At 65.0% G+C, this 16,296-nt stretch carries 15 protein-coding genes; 3 read left to right on the top strand and 12 right to left on the bottom strand.

Annotated features, from left to right (window positions below):
* Nucleotides 1-23 precede the first annotated feature (23 nt).
* From dxs to BMI88_RS17690, 9 genes are all read right to left on the bottom strand, one after another.
* On the bottom strand, nucleotides 24-1,946 hold the full coding sequence (dxs, locus tag BMI88_RS17730) for a 1-deoxy-D-xylulose-5-phosphate synthase (RefSeq protein WP_078550885.1): 1,923 nt from the start codon (nucleotides 1,944-1,946) through the stop codon (nucleotides 24-26).
* A gap of 19 nt (nucleotides 1,947-1,965) precedes the next feature.
* Nucleotides 1,966-2,832: a polyprenyl synthetase family protein gene (locus BMI88_RS17725; protein WP_078550884.1), complete on the bottom strand. Its 867-nt coding sequence runs from the start codon at nucleotides 2,830-2,832 to the stop codon at nucleotides 1,966-1,968.
* Complete coding sequence (locus tag BMI88_RS17720; protein WP_078522293.1) at nucleotides 2,833-3,069, bottom strand: exodeoxyribonuclease VII small subunit; 237 nt, start codon at nucleotides 3,067-3,069, stop codon at nucleotides 2,833-2,835.
* Between the two features lie 125 nt (nucleotides 3,070-3,194).
* Nucleotides 3,195-3,590, bottom strand: a complete 396-nt coding sequence (locus tag BMI88_RS17715; protein ID WP_078522294.1) for a c-type cytochrome — start codon at nucleotides 3,588-3,590, stop codon at nucleotides 3,195-3,197.
* A gap of 349 nt (nucleotides 3,591-3,939) precedes the next feature.
* Nucleotides 3,940-4,572 carry a queuosine precursor transporter gene (locus tag BMI88_RS17710; protein WP_078551120.1) on the bottom strand — a complete coding sequence of 211 codons (633 nt, stop codon included), beginning with the start codon at nucleotides 4,570-4,572 and terminating at the stop codon, nucleotides 3,940-3,942.
* A gap of 87 nt (nucleotides 4,573-4,659) precedes the next feature.
* Nucleotides 4,660-5,589, bottom strand: a complete 930-nt coding sequence (locus tag BMI88_RS17705; protein WP_078550883.1) for an esterase-like activity of phytase family protein — start codon at nucleotides 5,587-5,589, stop codon at nucleotides 4,660-4,662.
* The gene (mepA, locus tag BMI88_RS17700; protein ID WP_078550882.1) at nucleotides 5,562-6,458 is read right to left on the bottom strand and encodes a penicillin-insensitive murein endopeptidase; all 897 of its coding nucleotides are present in this window, start codon (nucleotides 6,456-6,458) and stop codon (nucleotides 5,562-5,564) included. The genes BMI88_RS17705 and mepA overlap by 28 nt, the downstream gene beginning before the upstream one ends.
* Nucleotides 6,455-7,813, bottom strand: a complete 1,359-nt coding sequence (locus BMI88_RS17695) for an MFS transporter (RefSeq protein ID WP_078550881.1) — start codon at nucleotides 7,811-7,813, stop codon at nucleotides 6,455-6,457. Before BMI88_RS17695 ends, mepA begins: the two co-directional genes overlap by 4 nt.
* Nucleotides 7,814-7,916: 103 nt before the next feature.
* Entirely contained in the window at nucleotides 7,917-8,450 is a 534-nt protein-coding gene (locus BMI88_RS17690; protein ID WP_078550880.1) for an acyl-CoA thioesterase, read from the bottom strand.
* Nucleotides 8,451-8,577: 127 nt separating this feature from the next.
* On the opposite strand from BMI88_RS17690, the gene BMI88_RS17685 reads away from it, so the two are divergent.
* Together BMI88_RS17685 and recQ are read left to right on the top strand one after the other, a co-directional pair.
* The gene (locus BMI88_RS17685; RefSeq protein ID WP_075775346.1) at nucleotides 8,578-8,877 is read left to right on the top strand and encodes a YggT family protein; all 300 of its coding nucleotides are present in this window, start codon (nucleotides 8,578-8,580) and stop codon (nucleotides 8,875-8,877) included.
* A complete protein-coding gene (gene recQ, locus BMI88_RS17680; RefSeq protein WP_078550879.1) occupies nucleotides 8,877-10,940 on the top strand; it encodes a DNA helicase RecQ in 2,064 nt (687 codons plus the stop codon). Before BMI88_RS17685 ends, recQ begins: the two co-directional genes overlap by 1 nt.
* Here recQ and BMI88_RS17675 read toward each other — a convergent pair.
* Nucleotides 10,937-13,150 carry a response regulator gene (locus BMI88_RS17675; RefSeq protein ID WP_078550878.1) on the bottom strand — a complete coding sequence of 738 codons (2,214 nt, stop codon included), beginning with the start codon at nucleotides 13,148-13,150 and terminating at the stop codon, nucleotides 10,937-10,939. The genes recQ and BMI88_RS17675 overlap by 4 nt on opposite strands.
* A gap of 143 nt (nucleotides 13,151-13,293) precedes the next feature.
* Nucleotides 13,294-14,469, bottom strand: coding sequence for an acetyl-CoA C-acyltransferase family protein (locus tag BMI88_RS17670; protein WP_078550877.1), 1,176 nt, complete (start codon nucleotides 14,467-14,469; stop codon nucleotides 13,294-13,296).
* Nucleotides 14,470-14,632: 163 nt separating this feature from the next.
* Between BMI88_RS17670 and BMI88_RS17665 the strand changes: the two genes are divergently transcribed.
* Nucleotides 14,633-15,505, top strand: a complete 873-nt coding sequence (locus tag BMI88_RS17665; RefSeq protein WP_078550876.1) for an MBL fold metallo-hydrolase — start codon at nucleotides 14,633-14,635, stop codon at nucleotides 15,503-15,505.
* Nucleotides 15,506-15,508: 3 nt separating this feature from the next.
* Here the strand turns inward: BMI88_RS17665 and BMI88_RS17660 are convergent, their stop codons facing one another.
* On the bottom strand, nucleotides 15,509-16,243 hold the full coding sequence (locus tag BMI88_RS17660; protein ID WP_078550875.1) for a metallophosphoesterase family protein: 735 nt from the start codon (nucleotides 16,241-16,243) through the stop codon (nucleotides 15,509-15,511).
* Nucleotides 16,244-16,296: the final 53 nt, after the last annotated feature.

Below are 16,296 nucleotides of genomic sequence, written 5' to 3'. Positions count from 1 at the left end.
CGCGAAAATAAGGAAAACTTATCTCAGGCGCGTTTCGCGACCGCGACGCCCAGAAGCTCGAGCACCTTCGCCTCGATCTGCGGCGCATCCATGCCTGCGGAGTGATACATGTCCTCGGGCGAGGCGTGGTCGATGAACGTGTCGGGCAGGACCATCGAGCGGAACTTGAACCCGTGATCGAAGACGCCCTGCTCCGACAGGTATTGCGCGACATGGCTGCCGAAGCCGCCGATTGCGCCTTCCTCGATGCAGATCAGCGCTTCGTGCTCGGCCACCAGCCGGTCGATCAGATCGGTGTCGAGAGGTTTGACGAAGCGTGCATCGGCGACGGTCGGCGCAAGGCCGCGGGCCTGCAGCGCCTCGCGGGCTTTCAGCACTTCGGCCAGACGGGTGCCATAGGACAGGATCGCGACGCGCGCGCCTTCCGCGATCATCCGGCCCTTGCCGATTTCCAGCGGCACGCCCTCTTCGGGCATGTCGACACCCATGCCTTCACCGCGCGGATAGCGGAAGGCGATGGGGCCTTCGTCATGGGCGGCGGCGGTGGCGACCATATGGACCAGTTCAGCCTCGTCGGCGGCGGCCATCACGACCATGCCGGGCAGCGAGGACATGAAGCCCACATCGAACGAGCCCGCATGGGTTGCACCATCCGCGCCCACCAGACCGGCGCGGTCGATTGCGAAGCGCACGGGCAGGCGCTGGATCGCGACGTCGTGGACGATCTGGTCGTAGCCGCGCTGCAGGAAGGTCGAGTAGATCGCGCAGAACGGTTTCATTCCCGAGGCGGCGAGACCGGCGGAGAAGGTGACGGCGTGTTGCTCGGCGATGCCCACGTCGAAACAGCGGCGCGGATAGACGCCCGCGAATTGCTTCAGCCCCGTGCCGTCGGGCATGGCGGCGGTGATGCCGACGATCTTCTCGTCTTTCGCCGCTTCCTTGATCAGGCTTTCGGCGAAGACCTTGGTGTAGCTCGGCGCGTTGGAGGGCGATTTCTTCTGCTCGCCGGTGCTGAGATCGAATTTCGCGGTGGCATGGCCACCATCGGGGCGGCTCTCGGCGGGGCCATACCCTTTGCCCTTCGTCGTCACCGCGTGGATCAGGACCGGACCGGTCGCGCGGGCCTTGAGCGTGCGCAGCAGCGGCAGCAACTGGTCGAGATCGTGGCCATCGACCGGGCCGACATAGGAGAAACCCAGCTCCTCGAACAGGGTGCCGCCCATGGCGATACCCTTGAGCATTTCCTTCGCCCGGCGCGCGCCTTCCTGGAACGGAACGGGCAGCAGGCCGACCGCACCTTTGGCGGCGGATTTCAGGTCCTGCAGCGGGGCCTCGGAATAAAGCCGGGTGAGGTAGCTCGACAGCGCGCCGACGGGCGGGGCGATCGACATCTCGTTATCGTTGAGCACGACGAACATGCGTTTGCCCAGATGGCCCGCGTGGTTCATCGCCTCGAAAGCCATGCCGCCCGACATCGCACCGTCACCGATCACGGCGATCGCGTCGCCCGTTTCGGCGCCCAGCTCGCGGCCCATGGTGAAGCCAGTCGCGGCCGAGATCGAGGTGGAGCTATGGCCCGCGCCGAACGGATCGTAGGGCGACTCCGAGCGCTTGGTGAAACCCGACAGCCCGCCCTTGGTGCGCAGCGTGCGGATGCGGTCGCGGCGCCCGGTCAGGATCTTGTGCGGATAGCACTGGTGGCCCACGTCCCAGACGATCTTGTCGCGCGGCGCGTCGAACACGGCATGCAGCGCGACCGTCAGCTCGACCACGCCCAGACCCGCACCCAAATGCCCGCCGGTTTGCGACACGGCCGAGATGGTCTCGGCGCGCAATTCGGTGGCGAGCGTTTTCAGCTCGGGATCGGAAAGGCCTTTCAGATCGGACGGCAGTCGCACCTTGTCGAGGAGCGGCGTTGCCGTTTGGTCGTTCGGGTTATCGCTCATTGGCTGCCCCCTAGGCGCGCTACATCTCGCGGGAGATAACGAAACGCGCAGCGGCCCGCAAGTTTTCCGCTTCCTCGCCGTAAGGCGAAAGCGCGTCTATGGCTTGCTCGATCAGCTCGCCCTCCCGAAGCCGCGCGCCGGCGAGGCCGAGCAGCGAGACGAAGGTGGCTTTGCCGGCCTCGGCATCCTTGCCGACCCGCTTCCCGGCGGCCTTTTCGCAACCCGTCACATCTAGGATGTCATCGTGAATTTGAAAGGCCAGACCGACCGCATCGGCGAAATCGCTCAGAGGGCCCTCGTCCTCGCCTGCGAGGATCGCGCCGGTGCGCGAGGCGAACGAGATCAGCGCCCCGGTCTTGCCCGCCTGCAGCGCGGTGATCTGGCTGAGCGAGAGCGGATCGGTGGCGCTTTCGGCGGCGATGTCGAGCGCCTGACCGTGGCCCATCCCGGCCGCGCCGGAGGCTTTCGCAAGCGCGAGGCTCAGCGCGATGCGCCGCTCTGCCGGGCCGAGGACGGGGTCGGCGCAAAGCTCAAACGCAAGCGTCTGCAACACGTCGCCGGTCAGCACGGCGGTGGCCTCGTCCCATTTCACGTGAATCGTCGGCTGGCCGCGGCGCAGATCGTCGTCATCCATGCAGGGCAGGTCGTCATGCACGAGGCTATAGGCGTGCAGCGCCTCGACCGCGGCGGCGGCGGGCATCACCTGCGCCTCCGGGATGCCGAAGATCGCGGCGCTTTCGATCGCGAGGAAGGCGCGCAGGCGTTTGCCGCCCTGCAGCGCGTAATGCATCGGGGCGCGCAGCGGCCCCTCGGGCTGGCGCGCCACGGCGGCATCGAGCGCGACCTGAACGGTCGTCTGCACCTCTTTCAAACGGGAGGTGAACATTTACAGACCTTCGGCGGGGGTCGTGCCTTTCGGAGCGCCGTCGGCATTGAGCGTGATTTTCTCCACGCGCGCCTCGGCCTCTTTCAGAAGCTTGGCGCAATGCTCTTTCAGCTTGGCGCCGCGCTCATAGAGTTTGATCGACTCGTCCAGGGGCACGTCGCCATGTTCCAGTTTGCCCACGACTTCCTCGAGAGCCTTCATCGCCTCTTCGAAGCTCAACGCGTCAATATCGCTCATCAATCTGCATTCCCGGTGATGTGTCGTCCAATAAGGCTCTGACGCCCGGGTTCCTGCAAACCATATCCGGCTCGCGGAGTCGAGATCACCCCGCGAGACCGGTGCTATCGTGAACGTCTTATCGCCTATTTCTGAAGCGACTCGAGATATGTCGCGAGTGAAAGGACGCGCCCGCGCGTGGCCAGGACGTCGGTGTAATACGGCGCACCATGCCCGCCCTGTTCCATGAACACATCGCCGAAGACCGGCATCGGCCCGCCATGCGCCCGCACGCCTGTGCGTCCGTCGATGATGTGGATCGCCTTGAGCATCGGGAACTCGCCGTCATTGGCGGCGGCAAGGCCGGTCAGATCGGCGGGTTTCACGTTCAGATATTCTGCCATCGGCCCGGTGCCCGTGCCATCGTCGCCATGACAGCTGGCGCAATATTGGCCGTAGAGAGCTTTGCCGACATCGCCGTCCTGAGCGATGGCCGGGGTCGCGGCGAGACAGGCCGCGGCGATGAGGTAAGTGAAGCGCATAGTGTCCTCCCACACAAGTTGACGCATAGGAAGGTTGGGCGCGAAATGAGGCCGAGTCGATGATCGACGTCAATGACGAAGGGCGCTCCTTTTTGCTAAGGAACGCCCCACGAAAAGGGCCATCTCTGTTCGAGATGGCCCTCCGAGATCTACGGAGATGGTCCGGTTAGGGTCCGAAGGATCCAGCCGTCCCAGTCAGGGTTCTTTGCCCCAGGGTTTGCCCTCAGGCCACGGCCCCCCTCACTGTCCCGACACCTCTCTCCACTATCACTCTAGACACTGGACCACCTCCTTTCATGCGTTGCCGTTATCCACAGCGTGCCACAGATTTTGTGTGTGGCAAGAAAAATTACGCAATCCTTGGAGAAAGTTTCGTAACAAGTGCCTTGAAAGGCAGCAGTGCGATCAAAGTCAGGGCAAGTTTGACAAGCCAGTCTGCGGTAGCCAGCGACACCCAGAGCGGCACCGTCGGCCCGAAGCCCAACAGGGGCAGGGTTTCATTGGCCCAGGACACGTCATTCGACGGCTCGAGGAAGATGAGCGCGCTCGAGAAGGCGACCGAGAAGAAGATCAGCGTGTCGAGCGACGCGCCGATCAGGGTCGAGATCGCAGGCGCGCGCCACCAGACACCATTGCGCAGCTTGTCGAAGACGAAGATGTCGGTCATCTGCGCCACGAGGAAGGCCGCGCCGGAGCCGAGCGCGATGCGCAGCGTGACGGCGGGATAGGTGTAGCCGTCGCCCTGCAGCATGATCTGGCTGCCGATGAGCGAGCAGATCACGCCCACGACGAAACCGGCGGCCACGACGCGGCGCGCGGCGCCCGGGCCGTAGACGCGGTTCATCACGTCATTGACGAGGAAGGCGAAGGGGTAGGTGAAGGCGCCCCAGGTCAGCCAGTCGCCGACGAGGAATTGCACCAGGATGTTCGAGGCCACGACGATAATGGCCATGGCAATGATGCCAGGAATATAGCGGGTCATGATGTTCAACCGTTTTTACATGGTAGCGGAGACATGGCCCGGAACCCTCCGGGCAAGGGCGCGCGATACGCGCTCGAACGCGTTGCGTCAATCCTTTTTGGCGGTGCGGCGCGTCTCAGGCAGGACGTATTCCACGATCTCGGTGCGCTGCAGGAACCGGAAATTATCGTCGGAAATCATCGTCAGACGGATCGCGCCGCTGTCGTCGCGCCAGACCGCGAGGCCTTCGAGATTGTCGTGACGCCCGGCGCCGGTTTCCAGAAGAACCTCGCCGCCCGAGATCGAGTCGCCGTTGATGTCGAAGACCTGAACGCGCGTCCGAAAGCCCAGTAGCCCCCAGAAGTCGCGCTCCAGCAGGTAGAAGCGGCCATCGGGGCCGAAATCCGCGCCGACCGGTAGCCAGTTCTCGGAGCGCGGGATGGCGAAGGGCTGATCCCATTTCCCGTCGCGATAACGCCAGACCGGGTAGGGCCTGTCTTTCGCGCCCGAGCGTTCGGGCATCGTGTAGAGCGTGCCCTGATCGTCGATCGCCAGCGCCTCGAGCGAGGAGTTGTTCTGCATCTTCGCAAAGGCATCCGGGCGTGGCAGCAACTCGGCCGGGCCGCCGTCGGTCGGGAAATGGGACACCCGCGCGAGCCCCTCGAAGGAGATATAGACCGAGCCGTCCGGCGCCAGCGCCAAGCCTTCGCTGTCTCCCAGATGACGGGTCAGCGCCGCGCCTTTGGAGCTGTGAAGCCAGTTCGGCCCTTGTGTGACCCTCACGTCCTTGATCTGGCCGGCTGCGTTGCGATCGAGATGCCCGCGCCAGATGGTCGTGCGGTCCGACTGGGTGACGAAATCGCCTCCGTCCGGCCCCAGCTCAAGCCCTGAAAACCCGCCGAAGACGAACACGCCCGGCATGGTCCAGTGATAGCTTTGCAGGAATTGCGCGCGAGGATGCGGCCCGGCGGGCGCGAGCCCTCCGAGAATGGCCAGCCCCGCACCTGCAATCAGCGCGAGGTAAGAACGGCGCGACATTGGTTGGGCAGGTCCGACATGACGTAGGTTTTCGCGTTTTTCTTCGGCGGCCCTTTCGGCTTGGGCTTGGCCGCGGTCTTCGGCGGGTTGAGGTAATCGGTCACCCACCAGTTCAGCGTGTCGTCACAGCCATCGCCTCCCTTCGAGAGCTGCGCCACGGTCGGTTTCTGCGTCTCGCAATAGCGCGCACCGGGCGGGCATTTCAGGCGGACGTGGAAATGCGTGTTGTGGCCATACATCGGACGGATCTTCTGCAGCCATGCGCGATCGTTGCGCGGCACCGTGTTGCACATCGCGATCTTCACGGCGGCGGCCACGAAGATACGGTCGACTCGCGGATCGGCAGCGGCGTGGCGCATCAGCGCGAGGTGCTGCGGCGTCCAGTTGGAATTGGTGTGGCGCTGATCGGCGGTGCGCACCGAGATCGAGGAGATTTTCTCCCGCTGGGTGCGGCTGAGATTCAGGTTCGTCGCGGGCAGCATCCAGATATCGGCATCCAGCCCGATCTGGTGGCTCGCATGGCCGCCGGTCATCGGACCGCCGCGCGGCTGGGAAATGTCACCGATATAGAGACCGTTCCATCCCGGCAGAGAGGCCGCGTAGCGCGACAGATCCTGCAGGTAGGTCAGCATCGCGGGCTGGCCCCAGTTGCGATTGCGCGACAGGCGCATCGCCTGCCAAGTCGGCCCGCTCTCGGGCATGCGCTGCAGGCCTGCGGCGCAGCCACGCGAGTAAAACCCGATGGCCGAAGGCGCCTGCGCCGACGCGTTCGCCTTGGAGCCGAAAAGTTGGCGGGCGAGCGGTTCGGCGAATGTGGGCGCAGAAATAAGGCTGAAAGAAAGAGCGGCGACGAGAAATTTCGCGATCATGATGAGGGGGGTCCTTCGGGCGCAGGGTCTCCGTGACTTCTCACGAATCCTAGCAGGACCAGGCCCAAAAGCAAAAGGACGATGATCGGTGTGATGCCCGTCGACTGATTTCCGCTTATCTGCGTCGTGATCCCGATGGCGAGCGGGGCGATGAAGGCCGTGGCCTTGCCCGAAAGCGCGTAGAGGCCGAAATGCTCGGTGATCTTTTCCGGGTCGGCCTGACGGACCATCATCGTCCGCGAGGCCGATTGCAGGGCGCCGCCGCAGGCCCCGATCATTCCGCCCAGCACCATGAAGGCGATGTCGGGCAGTTTGCTGTCGGAGGTGACGGCCATCCCGAAGACGCTTTCGCGCGAGATCATCACGATGCCGATCACGACCAGCGTCAGGATCACCAGCGAGGTGATGATGACCGTGCGCGGCCCCCAGCGGTCATCGGCCTTGCCGCCGAGCCATGCGAAAGTCGCGCCGGTGATCGTGCCGAGGATTCCGAAGATGCCGATCAGCGTGATCGACCAGTTCAACACGCCCGCCGCATAGAGCCCGCCGAAGGTGTAGATGCCGTTGAGTGCGTCGCGGTAGAACATCGAGCTGAGCAGGAACGAGGTCAGCGAACGCCGGCGCGGCAGCGCCTTCAGCGTCGCGCGCAGTTCGGGCCAAGCGCCGCGCAGCGCCGTGCCGATGGGCAGCGCGTCGGGTTTGCGCGGCTCGCGCACCCAGAAGAAGAAGGGGATCATGAAGACCGCGTACCAGATCGCGGTGAGCGGCCCGACCACGCGGGTATCCTCTCGCGTAGCGACGTCGAGGCCGAAGAGCGGGTCGATCCCCAGCATCGTCTTGCCGGTCGTCGGGCTCGTCGCCTGTAGCAGCAGGAGCATGATGAACAGCGTGATCATCCCGCCGATATAACCGAACGCCCAGCCCGAGCCGGAGATGCGCCCGATCTCTTCGCGAGGCCCGAGGTCAGGTAGGATCGCATTGGTGAAGGTGGTCGCGAATTCCATGCCGATCATGCCGATGGCAAAGCTGATCATGATCGCCATCAGCTTGAAATCGCCCGGCACCGCGTACCACAGGCCCCACGCGCCCAGCACATACATCACCGAGAAGGCCCAGATGAACGGCATCCGCCGTCCCGAGCGGTCCGCGACCGCACCGAGGAAGGGCGAGCCGAGCGCGATCAGGATCCCAGCGATGCCGACGCCGTAGCCCCAGACGGTCTGCGCCGCCGTGCCCGAGCCCATCAACTCTTTCACGAAGGGGGCAAAGATGAAGGTGACCAGCAGCGTGTTATAGGGTTGGCTCGCCCAGTCGAAGAACCACCAGCCCCAGATGCGTTTCTTCGCCGTGATCATGTCGCCCTCTCCCCGCCGCGCCAGTAATTGCGGCGATCAAGCCCGAAAAGGGACGATCTGGCAAGGGTTTCGACGGGTTAGGCGGGCCGCGCTGGCGGCAGTGTTACATCTGCGGCGGCCAGGGGCGCTTGTGGTCGGCCTCGGCCCAGGCGGTCACGAATTCGGGAAGCGGCGGCGAGGTCGCATCCTGCCCCATCTCCGCGAGAACCTGCGCGGGCGGGATCATGCCTTTCTTGGAGGTCACCGCCCCGCGGATCAGCACATGCGAGGTGCACTCGCCGTCCTTCGTGAACATCGCATGTTCGAGCCAGATCCAGCGATCATCCCAGCCGAGGCAGCGCGAGCGCATCTCGATTTTTTGGAACGCCTGCACCCGGCGGCGATAGCGCGTGGTGTTCCCGGCGACCACGATGCCCCATTTGTTGCGCTTGAGCGCATCCCAGAGCCCGGTGCGGATCGCGAGCGGAATCCGCCCCAGATCAAAAAGCGTCAGCGTGCGCCCGTTGTTCAGCTCCATCCACAGGTCGATGTCCCACGGCCAGCAGATATGCTGGCTGACATGGGTGCCCGTGATCGGCAACGCCGGGGCGTTGCGGAACTTCAAGATCTCTTTGGCCATGCGGATAACGGGATACATGCGCCCAGAGGTGCTGCGCCGCAGCGGGGCGGTCAAGAGAGACGTTACGGAAAATGCGCGCCAGCCTGCGGTTGCAATGGGGCTGCGCCTCGCTTACCTGTCTTTGCGATCCAAAGCGGAGGTTTCGATGGTCACGCTCTTTCAGGCCCTGGTGCTGATCCTGAACGTCATCTGGTTCGTCATGATCGCCCATATCATTATGAGCTGGCTTATCAATTTTCAGGTGCTGAACCTGCGCCAACCCTTGGTGGCGCAAATCTGGTTCGGCCTGAATAATCTGCTGGAGCCGATCTACGGGCGCATCCGGCGCTTCCTGCCCGACACGGGCGGGCTCGATCTGGCGCCGCTGGTGGCCTTCATCATCCTGATCATCATCCGTCAGGCGCTGTTCAACAACGCGGCCTTCTTCTACGGCAACAGCTTCTGATGCCAGCGGCTGCGGCAGCCGAGGCACCCGCAGAGCTACTGGCGCGGGTCTGGGGGTTCGACGCCTTCCGGCCCGGTCAGGAAGAGATCGTGCGCGCGGTGATCGACGGCCAGAACGTGCTGGCGATCATGCCGACGGGCGGCGGGAAATCCCTGTGTTATCAATTGCCTGCACTGGCGCGCGAGGGCGTGACGGTGGTGATCTCGCCGCTGATCGCGCTGATGCGCGATCAGGTGCGCGCGTTGAAACAGGCCGGCGTCGAGGCGGGCGCGCTGACCTCGGGCAATACCGAGGAGGAGACCGAAGAGGTCTTCACCGCGATCGACGAGGGGCGGCTGAAGCTTCTCTACATGGCGCCCGAACGTCTGGCCTCGGGCGGGGCGCAGCATCTGCTGAAGCGCGCAGGCGTCAGCCTGATCGCGGTGGACGAGGCGCATTGCGTTAGCCAATGGGGCCATGATTTCCGGCCCGATTACCTGCGCATCGGCGAGTTGCGCCGCAGCCTCGGCGTGCCGCTCGCGGCCTTCACCGCGACCGCCGACGAGGAAACCCGGACCGAGATCGTCACGCGCCTGTTCGACGGGCAGCCCCCCGAGAGCTTCCTGCGTGGCTTCGACCGGCCGAATATTCATCTGGCGTTTTCGCCCAAGGATCAGCCACGCCAGCAGATTTTGCGCTTCGCCTCGGCGCGCAAAGGCCAGTCGGGCATCGTCTATTGCGGCACGAGGGCGAAGACCGAGGCTCTGGCCAAGGCGCTGAGCGAGGCCGGGCATCTGGCCTGTCACTATCACGGCGGGATGGAGGCCGATGACCGCCGCGCTGTGGAGACCCGTTTCCAGCAGGAAGACGGGCTGATCGTGGTCGCGACGGTGGCCTTCGGGATGGGCGTCGACAAGCCCGATATCCGCTGGGTCGCCCATGCCGATCTGCCCAAAAGCATCGAGGCTTACTATCAGGAGATCGGCCGCGCCGGTCGCGATGGCGCTGCCGCCGAGACGCTAACGCTTTACGGGCCCGACGACATCAAGCTGCGGCGGTCCCAGATCGACGAGGGGCTCGCCCCGCCCGAGCGCAAGGAGGCCGATCACGGACGTCTGAACGCGCTGCTGGGGCTCGCCGAGGCGACCGAATGCCGCCGGGTGAAACTGCTGCGCTATTTCGGCGAAGAGGCCGCGCCCTGCGGGCATTGCGACCTGTGCGATACGCCGCCCGAGGTCTTCGACGGGACAGAGGCCGTGCGCAAGGCGCTGTCGGCTGCGCTGCGCTCGGAAGAGCGGTTCGGCGCGGGGCATCTGATCGAGATTCTGCTGGGCTCGCAGACCGACAAGATCAAGCAATGGGGCCATGACAAGCTGCCGACCTACGGGGTCGGGCGCGATCTGAGCCGCCCGCAATGGCAGGCGGTGTTCCGGCAGATGATGGGGCATGACCTGATCCGCCCCGACGCGGCGCGGCACGGCGCGCTGGTGATGACCCAGACCGCCCATCCGATCCTGCGCGGCGAGCAGTCGATCACCCTGCGCCGCGATCTGGTGGCGAAGGCGAAGACCAAGCATGTCGTGCGGACGCTGGTGAGCGACGACGACGCGCCGCTTCTCTCGGCGCTGAAGGCGAAGCGGCGCGCGCTGGCCGAGGCGCAGGGCGTGCCCGCCTATGTCGTTTTCACCGACCGCACCCTGATCGAGATGGCCGAGAAACGTCCCGGAACGCTCGACGAGATGGCCGGGATCAGCGGTGTCGGTGCGAAGAAACTGGAAAGCTATGGCACGGAGTTTCTGGAGGTGATCGCCGGCGCGGTGGAAGAGATGCACCCGCTGCGCCGCAAGCTGGCAGGCTCGACCGAGGGGGAGATTTACGACCGTCTGGCCGACGCGCAGCGAAATCTCGAACGCGGCGCGGACGGCTATGATCGCCCGCTCTCCTGTTCGGCCTCGACGATCCGCAAGATCGCCGAGACGAAGCCGCGCTCGCGCGATGACCTCGCCCGGATTTCGAACCTGCCCGAGGCGAAGCTCGACCGCTTTGCCGAGGCGTTTCTGGCGGTGCTGGCCGACTACCGCTAAACAAGTTGGTCGATCGCGGGGGGGCGCGCCTCTGCGGGGCAGTCCGACAGGATGCGTTCGGTAATCTCACGCTTTTTCAGAGGCTTGGTCAGGTAGTGGTCGATCCCGGCGGCGAGGATGCCCTCGCTGTCGCCCTCCATCGCATGGGCGGTCAGCGCGCAGATCGGCACATGCGCGGAGCCTTCCGCGGCCCGGATTTTGCGCGCCGCCTCGCGCCCGTCCATGCCGGGCATCGAGATGTCCATGAAGATCAGATCGGGCTGGAAGCTGCGCCACAGCGCGACGGCTTCGTGCCCGTTATTGGCGAAGCGCAGATCGATATCGAGATCCTTCACCATCTTGGAAAAGACCAACTGGTTGGTGCGGTTATCCTCGGCGGCGAGCACGCGCATCGCGCGTCGCTCGGTCGGGGCTGGCGGCGGGTTGGGGGGCGGTAGCTTGGGCGCAGGCTCCGCCCGTTGCGACAGGTCCTGCAATGCCCGGAACAGTTCTGAGCGCAGCACCGGTTTTTGCAGGCAGCCGGTGATACTCTCGCCCATCGCGGCCTTTGCGGCCTCGGGGTCGGAACTGAGCAGCAGGATCGGCACGTCGCCCCCATCCGCCCGCAGCCTCTGCGCCAGTGCGACCCCGTCGAGCGCGGGCATTTGGTGATCGGTCAGGATCACGTCGAAGGCGCTGCCATCCTCGATCACCTGCAACGCCTCTTCGCCCGAGCGGCAAAGCGTCACCTCCAGCCCGTAGGTCTGCAATTGCCGTTCCAGAATGACGCGATTGACCAGAAGATCGTCGACCACCAGCGCCGCGCGCAGCGTGATCGGCGGGGAGGGGGCGTCGATCGGCTCGACCGGTTCGGCGCGGGGCAGCACCAGTTTGAGGCCGAAACACGAGCCTTCGCCAAGCGCGCTGTCCACCCAGACCTCGCCGCCCATCAGCTCCACCAGTTGGCGGGTGATCGCGAGGCCAAGCCCGGTGCCTTCGAATTTGCGATTGGTCTCGGCCTCGACCTGATTGAACTCGCCGAAGACGTGATCGAGCAGCTCGGGCGCGATGCCGATGCCGGTGTCTTCGACGGTGATGTGCAGCTCGTAGTGACCGGCCTCGCGTTCGACCCCCACGACGCGGGCGAGGACGTGACCGGCATCGGTGAATTTCACCGCATTGCCCAGAAGGTTGGTCAGGATCTGCCGCATTCGGCCGGGATCGGCCTCGAAGCGGGTGGGCAGGAACAGGTCGTAATCCACCAGCAGCTTCACCTCGCGGTCCTTGGCGGAGGGCTGCAACAGCACCATGACCTCGTGCAGGCAGCGTTCGAGATCGAAGGGTTCGGGGTAAAGCCGCATCCGCTCCGCCTCGATCTTCGAGTAATCCAGCACGTCGTTGATGATAGTCAGAAGCGCCTCGCCCGACGACCGGATGGTCTCGGCAAACAGGCGCTGTTCCTCGGTCAGATCGGTCTCGGCCAGCAGGTCTGCCATGCCCACGACCCCGTTCATCGGGGTGCGGATCTCGTGGCTCATATTGGCGAGGAAGGCGGATTTCGCGCGGTTCGCCGCCTCCGCCCGGTCGCGGGCTTCGCGCAGTTCGACCTCGCGCGCGACGGCGCCGGTGATGTCCTGCGCGAAGGTGACCAGATCGCCCTGCGCGCCCCACGTGTCGTTGAGCCGGAACCAGCGGCCATCCTGCGTGCGCAGCTCCATCGGAGGGATGTCGGTGCGGCGGATGCGTTCGCACATCTCGAAATGCCAATCGAGCGGGTCGCGCCCCTGCAGGTCGAAGAAGCCGCTTTCTGCCGCGATGCGCGTCACCTCGTCATAGGAGACGCCGGGACCGATCGCGATTTCCCCTTCGAAGAAGGCCAGAAACAGTTCGTTGGCGGCGACGAGGCGCAGGTCGCTGTCGAAGACCGCGAAGCCGTCCGAGATCGAATTGACCGCATGCCAGAGCCGCGCCTGCGCGATCTGGGCGAGCGAATTGGCCCGCTCGAGATCGTTGCGCACGCGGCTGTTCTCGCCCAGCAGGGTTTCGCGTTCGCTGAGCGCACGGGCGAGGCCCTCGCGCTGCTCCACCACCTGATCAGAGAGCATTCGCGCGTGCTGAGCGAGCTTCTGGTTGGCGGCGAACAGCTCCTGGCGCTTCTGCTCCAACAGCTTTTCCGCCGCGAGCCGTCCGCGGCGTTCCTGTGCCAGTTTCTCTGCGATCGCCTTGTGCATGGACGCGGCAATGCCCCCCGTATGGTCCGGGAGGCAGAGTTGCAGTGCTGCGTGAAAGGCGGGTTAACCGCGATGATGGGCGGGCGGGAAAATCCTTAAATTGCTATGGATTGCCCGCCCGCTCGACCCTCAAAGATCGGGTCTCAGAGACGCTCGATCGACAGCGCGATGCCTTGGCCGCCGCCGATGCACATGGTGACGAGGCCGTGCTTGCCGCCGGTGCGCTCCAGCGCGTGCAGGGCCTTCACGATCAGGATCGCGCCGGTGGCGCCGACCGGGTGGCCGAGCGCGATCGCGCCGCCATCGGGGTTCACCTTCGACGCATCCAGACCCAGCTCGCGCGAGACGGCCAGCGCCTGCGAGGCGAAGGCTTCGTTGCTCTCGATCCAGTCGAAATCGGAGGCCTGCATGCCGGTCTTTTCCAGCAGCGCGCGCACGGCGGGGATCGGGCCGAGGCCCATCACCTCGGGGCGCACGCCCGCGATGGCGTAGCCGGTGATCTTGGCGCGCGGGGTCAGGCCCGCCTCTTTCGCGGCCTCTTCGCGGGCCAGAACCAGTGCCGCCGCACCGTCATTGATGCCCGAGGCGTTGCCCGCGGTGACCGAGCCGTCCTTCTGGAAAACCGGCTTGAGCGAGCCGAGCTTTTCGAGGCTCGTCTGCTTCGGGTGCTCGTCGGTGTCGAAGACGGTCGTGCCCTTGCGCGTGGTGATCTCGACGGGGGCGATCTCTTCCTTGAAGTGACCCTCGGAGATCGCTTTCGCCGCGCGCTCCTGGCTTTCCATCGCGAAGGCGTCCTGCTCTTCGCGCGAAATCGAACACTCGGCGGCCACGTTCTCGGCGGTCACGCCCATATGGCCAGTGCCGAAGGGGCACGACAGCGCGCCGGTCATCATGTCGAGCATCTTCGCGTCGCCCATCTTCTGACCGAAGCGGGCAGCGGGCAGGATATAGGGCGATTTGCTCATCACCTCGGCGCCGCCTGCCAGCGCGAAATCGGCATCGCCCATCATCAGCATCTGCGCCGCCGAGATGACCGCCTGCACGCCGGAGCCGCAAAGGCGGTTCACGTTCATCGCGGGCGTGCCGACCGGGACGCCTGCATTCACCGCCGCCACGCGGCTGAGATACATGTCGCGCGGTTCGGTGTTGATGATATGGCCGAAGACCACCTGACCGATCTTGTCCGCCGACACGCCCGCCCGCGAGATCGCCTCTTTCGAGACATGGGTGGCGAGGTCGATCGGCGCGAAGCCGGACAGGGTGCCGCCGAACGTGCCGATAGGCGTGCGGGTGCCGGAGAGAATGACGATACCGGTCATGGGTAGCCTCCAATGTTTGGGTCGGCGCGAGGGTAGCGAATGGGCTGAACCCGCGCCAGCAGGGCCAAGCGGTTATGACGAGACGTCATTTGGCCGGGCGGTGGGTTGAAACTCTCGGTCAAGGGGACACATTCTAGAAAGCGAATATGACTAGGAGGCCGACATGACTGCCAACCCGATCGTCAAAGGGTTCTGGGATAAACCCACCGGAAGCTGGCAATACGTCTTTCACGACCCCGATACGATGAAGGGGGCCGTGGTCGATCCGGTCTGGGATTACGACCATCAGGCGGGCGCCACGACGCTGGGCAACGCCGAGAAGATCCTAGATTACGTGAAGGCCGAGGGGATCGATGTGGAGTGGGTGCTCGATACGCATCCCCATGCCGACCACTTTTCCTCCGCCGTCTGGCTGGCCGAGAAACTGGGCGCGAAGCGCGGCATCGGCGAGCGCGTGCGCAAGGTGCAAAGCCTCTGGGCCGAGATCTACAACACGCCCGAGCTGCCGCAGGACGGGCGGCAATGGGATCACCTGTTCGCCGAGGGCGAGACGTTCAGGATCGGCAATCTCGATGTGAAGGTGATGTTGTCGACCGGGCATACGCTGGCCTCGATCACCTATGTCGTGGGCGATGCGGCCTTCGTGCATGATACGCTGATGCAGCCCGAAAGCGGCACGAGCCGGGCGGATTTCCCGGGCGGCTCTGCGGCCGAGCTGTGGGATTCGATCCGGGCGATCCTCGATCTGCCCGCCGAGACGCGGCTGTTCATCGGGCACGACTATCCCGGCGAGGGCAAGGAGCCGCAGACCGGCGCGACCGTGGCTGATCACCGCAAGCGCAACAAGCACGTCAAGGACGGCATCACCCGCGAGGAGTACATCAAGACGCGTGAAGAGCGTGATGCGACCCTGCCGCTGCCGAAACTGATGCTGGCTGCGTTGCAGGTGAATATCCGCGGCGGGCGCAAGCCCGAGGCCGAGGGGGACGGGCGGTCTTACCTGAAAATCCCGCTCGACTATTTCGAGCCGCGGTAACGCTCAGCCGCGCGGCAGTTCGGCCCGGCCCTCGGGCGTGAGTAACCACGCGTCGCGGCCTTCGATGACTGCTGTCGAGAGCGGGTGGCCATAGCCCGCGCCGGAATCGAGATTGAGGCGGTTACCGTAATGGGTGGCCGCCTTGATGTTTGTATGGCCGTGCACGATCAGCGCCCCGTGGTCGCGGCTGTCGGTCAGGAAGGGTTTGCGGATCCACAGAAGGTCATCCTCCACCTGATCCTCCATCGCCACGCCGGGGCGAATGCCCGCATGAACGAAGATCGCCTCGCCGCGAGGGAAATAGGCGGGCTGTCCCGCGAGCCAGTCGCGATGGGCCTGCGGGATGGCGGATAGCTCCTTTGCGACCTCGTCGAGGGGGCGGGTGAACGCGTCGGAGATGCCGTAGCTTTCCAGCGTCGCCTCGCCGCCGACGCGCGGATTGAGATAGGAGACCTCCGCGCTCAGGATCGGATCTTCGGTATAGGGATCGTCGAGGAAACCGAGGAACATCCGGTCGTGATTGCCGCGCAGCACGATCCAGTTCTCGCCGTTTTGCTGACCTTTCATCAGGTAGTCGATCACCCCGGCAGAATCCGGCCCGCGATCGACCAGATCGCCGACATGCACGATCGGGGCCTCTGTCTCGCCGCATGCCGCGCGATCCGCCGCGATCAGCTCATGCGCGCGCTTGAGCTTGTCGAGATGTCCGTGAATGTCGCCGATCGCATAGGTGCGCATGCCTGTCCCTTCCAATGAAAAGGCCCCCCGCGCGCGGCGGAGGGCCCGGATTC

The sequence above is a fragment of the Thioclava sp. F36-6 genome, from assembly GCF_002020305.1.
Lineage (GTDB): Bacteria > Pseudomonadota > Alphaproteobacteria > Rhodobacterales > Rhodobacteraceae > Thioclava > Thioclava sediminum.
The sequence above is the reverse complement of the archived record's forward strand: the minus strand, read 5'-3'. Positions and strand labels throughout refer to the sequence as shown.

Bases quoted from the DNA above. Each gene is read 5' to 3' on its own strand.
- BMI88_RS17685 (WP_075775346.1), top strand. From the start codon at position 8,578: ATGGTCACGCTCTTTCAGGCCCTGGTGCTGATCCTGAACGTCATCTGG.
- BMI88_RS17690 (WP_078550880.1), bottom strand. From the start codon at position 8,450: ATGTATCCCGTTATCCGCATGGCCAAAGAGATCTTGAAGTTCCGCAAC.
- BMI88_RS17665 (WP_078550876.1), top strand. From the start codon at position 14,633: ATGACTGCCAACCCGATCGTCAAAGGGTTCTGGGATAAACCCACCGGA.
- BMI88_RS17675 (WP_078550878.1), bottom strand. From the start codon at position 13,150: ATGCACAAGGCGATCGCAGAGAAACTGGCACAGGAACGCCGCGGACGG.
- BMI88_RS17660 (WP_078550875.1), bottom strand. From the start codon at position 16,243: ATGCGCACCTATGCGATCGGCGACATTCACGGACATCTCGACAAGCTC.
- mepA (WP_078550882.1), bottom strand. From the start codon at position 6,458: ATGATCGCGAAATTTCTCGTCGCCGCTCTTTCTTTCAGCCTTATTTCT.
- BMI88_RS17705 (WP_078550883.1), bottom strand. From the start codon at position 5,589: ATGTCGCGCCGTTCTTACCTCGCGCTGATTGCAGGTGCGGGGCTGGCC.
- dxs (WP_078550885.1), bottom strand. From the start codon at position 1,946: ATGAGCGATAACCCGAACGACCAAACGGCAACGCCGCTCCTCGACAAG.
- BMI88_RS17715 (WP_078522294.1), bottom strand. From the start codon at position 3,590: ATGCGCTTCACTTACCTCATCGCCGCGGCCTGTCTCGCCGCGACCCCG.
- BMI88_RS17670 (WP_078550877.1), bottom strand. From the start codon at position 14,469: ATGACCGGTATCGTCATTCTCTCCGGCACCCGCACGCCTATCGGCACG.
- BMI88_RS17725 (WP_078550884.1), bottom strand. From the start codon at position 2,832: ATGTTCACCTCCCGTTTGAAAGAGGTGCAGACGACCGTTCAGGTCGCG.
- BMI88_RS17710 (WP_078551120.1), bottom strand. From the start codon at position 4,572: ATGACCCGCTATATTCCTGGCATCATTGCCATGGCCATTATCGTCGTG.
- recQ (WP_078550879.1), top strand. From the start codon at position 8,877: ATGCCAGCGGCTGCGGCAGCCGAGGCACCCGCAGAGCTACTGGCGCGG.
- BMI88_RS17695 (WP_078550881.1), bottom strand. From the start codon at position 7,813: ATGATCACGGCGAAGAAACGCATCTGGGGCTGGTGGTTCTTCGACTGG.
- BMI88_RS17720 (WP_078522293.1), bottom strand. From the start codon at position 3,069: ATGAGCGATATTGACGCGTTGAGCTTCGAAGAGGCGATGAAGGCTCTC.